General features: G+C 57.8%; 3 protein-coding genes. All 3 read right to left on the reverse strand.

Going from position 1 to position 2,971, the window contains the following annotated elements:
• On the reverse strand, nucleotides 1-1,153 hold a 1,153-nt coding region (locus IEQ42_RS27150; protein WP_210706185.1), incomplete at its 3' end, for a WD40/YVTN/BNR-like repeat-containing protein.
• Nucleotides 1,153-2,064, reverse strand: coding sequence for a hypothetical protein (locus IEQ42_RS27155; protein WP_210706186.1), 912 nt, complete (start codon nucleotides 2,062-2,064; stop codon nucleotides 1,153-1,155). The genes IEQ42_RS27155 and IEQ42_RS27150, both read right to left, overlap by 1 nt.
• On the reverse strand, nucleotides 2,061-2,971 hold a 911-nt coding region (locus IEQ42_RS27160), incomplete at its 5' end, for a DUF4214 domain-containing protein (RefSeq protein ID WP_210706187.1). The genes IEQ42_RS27155 and IEQ42_RS27160, both read right to left, overlap by 4 nt.

A 2,971-nucleotide genomic window follows, 5' to 3' on the forward strand; every position in this document is an offset into this window, starting at 1 on the left:
TCGCGCTACTTGTGGCAACCGCAACAAATAAACCATTGCCGAATGCAATACCTCTTAAATTATAAGATGCGGGTAAGATACGACCAGTCCAAGTAATGCCGTCTGGTGAAGTAGCGCATACTGACCCAGATGACGCGGTGGCAACAAATATACCGTTACCATAGCTAATGCTATACCAGTTTATCGATGCTGGTAGAACGCGCTGAGTCCACGTAATACCGTCAGGGGAAGTAATGGCAATTGCGCTACTTATCCCAACAGCGACAAATAAACCACCGCCGTAAGTCACACCGCGCCAAGTTGCAGATAGTGGCGCGCTTCTTTGCGTCCAGGTAATACCGTCTGGTGAGGTGGCAATAACGGTCATGCCGCCTACGGCAACGAAAATGCCATTACCGTAAGTTACCGCGTACCAAGTTGCGGAAGCTGGAAGCGTGCGCTGCGTCCAGTTGATACCATCTGGCGAAGTGGCGGCGATGTTGCTACTTGTGGCAACCGCAACAAACAGACCCTTTCCGTAAGTCACCGACGCCCAGGTGACGCTAGCGGGCAAAGTCGCCTGTACTGAGGAAAAATCAATAGGAAGGTTTCGAGCAGTTGTGAGCAGGTCGCCGATTTGATCGCCAGCAAAGGCCCATTTCGGCAGTTTATCGCCGTCGAGTTTCAGCGCTTGGCCGACTTGCGCGGCCGCACGATCTGGCAACCCTGGAACCCAATCAACCGCCCCGGCCTTATTGATTTGCAAGGCGGTAAACGGTTCGCGCCCGACAGGAAGCCCAGCCCCGGCACCAGCCGCTACAGCGGCGGACTGGGCGTCAACTTTTGCGGCATTCGCCAACGCCACTTGCCCGGCTGCTAGCGCCACCTGATCGGCGGCCAGGCCTACTTGCTGGGCTGCCGCGTTCTTCGAGGCGTCAGCAGCAGAGGCTGAGCTGGCGGCTGCGTTGGCGGAGATGGCTGCCGCATCCTTGTAGCCTTTCGTGTCGGCCATAGAGCCGGCCTGCCAGGCGAGCGCGGCATTTTGCTCCGTGACCATGACCTCTTCAGCGGTCAGTCGCACACCGGCCTTGGCGTCAAATACGGCCTCGGCATCGGTGGGCAGTGGCGCGGGTGGCAATACTGAAATCGATGGTGGCGTTGGGGAAACTGCCATTACATGAGGCTCCTTACTTCAAGGGAATATTCGGCGAGTGCGACGTTTGGATTGATCAGGGCAAGTCTGTCGAACCTGCCGACGGTGATTGACCAGTCCACGGACTCGCTCCCTATATAGAGGGCTGCGGTATCCGAAAGCGGCTCAAGCGTTCTGAGTGCGGTTGATACTTGGTTGGCATACATGGCGATGTCGAAGTCAACGACCCGGCGCTTGCCGCGAGGGATTATCGTCACGCCACCGAAGGCATCTTCCTTGACGCTCGAATAGCTCTCGATGCTGACGCCGGACCCAAAGCGGGCCCACCCGATATCCTTGGACATGCCAATAACCATCATGCCGATGCGCGCCGTACCACCTGGCGCGCTGGCAATGACCTGGATGTCCGCATTGTTGAATGGCGGCAAATCGAACCGGGCTACGTTGTCCTTCGTGGTGAACTGGCCGAAGTAGTACCGATACCAACTGCCTCCTGCCTTGATCGACATGGAAAAGGTCTTGTCATAAACGACATCGCCGGCAACGGTCATTTTGATCTGAACGCTTGACGCCCTGACCCCGACCAGGCCGATCGAGTTGATCCGCACGGCGGGCCGGATCGTCAAGTCGATGCTTTCGGGGTTTGAGGTGAACGTGCCGATGGTCCAAGTGTTGCCGGCGCGCTTGTTGAACATCTTCCAGCGATTGGTGGGGCTGACGATCATCCAGGTAGGTACTGCTTTCGCAATGCCGTCGAGAGGGCTATCGGTGGTCGTCTCCGCGAGCACTTCATAGATCGTGTGCTGCGCGGCGATGATCGTCCTTATCCCTTGTGCGTACGTCCCTGCTACCCACTCGGGATAATCCGCCTCCGGCACGTTGTTGCTGATTATCTTTGCGGGGGTTATTTCGACTGGCGGAACTACCTTCATGCTGCCTCCTGCATTTCATTCTGGCGACGAACGCCGGAAGCGGTCTGTTCGCTGTACTTGGTGATCATGTAGAGGTAGTTCTGCAGGGCGTTGATGGCGTCGATAACACCCTGTTCATTGCGAGACACGGCCATAGACGCTGCCGACTTCGTGGAACCGACATAGCTGGAGCCTGCGACATCTGCGGACGAACTGGTCCCAACGAGACGAATCGCGCCACCACCAGCAAACGCCGGCAACTGCCCAGCGTTCATCTGATCAAGCATTCCGGTGCCGTAGGTGCGAACAGCGTCAGCCGTTAGCACGTATTCACCATTGGAAAGGCGAGCGATGATGCTGTCGCTGGTTCCGGTTCCCGGGCCAGAAATCAACCCGCCAGTGGCGTAACCAGAGATCGAGCCATTGGCAATGGCCGCATTACGCACGGCCTCTTGGAGCTGAGCAGCAGTCAATGCCCCCGAGGAAAGCTGGCCAGCCCAATAGGACGCGCCATCGTTCATGGCGACGCCAGCAGCCTTGTACGCTGCCTCGATAGCTGCGGCATTGGTGATCGCGCCGACAATGTTGCCGTTGTTGAGCGCCCCGCTAGCGAGCTGGTCCTGCCAGTACTGTTTGCCACCGGCGTCTGCATCACGTCCCAGCACATCCTTGTAGATCGTGTCGATCAGCACGCCCGCATTGGTTGGCGTGCTCTTGCCGTTGATCGCGGCAATTGCCGCTACCACCGCCGCATTCATTGCGTTAACGGCAGCGGTCACGCCCATGACCGAAGTGTCGACACCGTTGAGCGCATCCATCTGCGCCTGGGCGAACTCCAACTGCGAATCGAACTGAGCCATCTGAGCGTCATACGCCGCCTTGGCTAGCTCGATTTGCGTCTCCAATCCCTTCAGCGACTTCTCTGCAG

Source organism: Pseudomonas iridis (assembly GCF_017980685.1).
GTDB lineage: Bacteria > Pseudomonadota > Gammaproteobacteria > Pseudomonadales > Pseudomonadaceae > Aquipseudomonas > Aquipseudomonas iridis.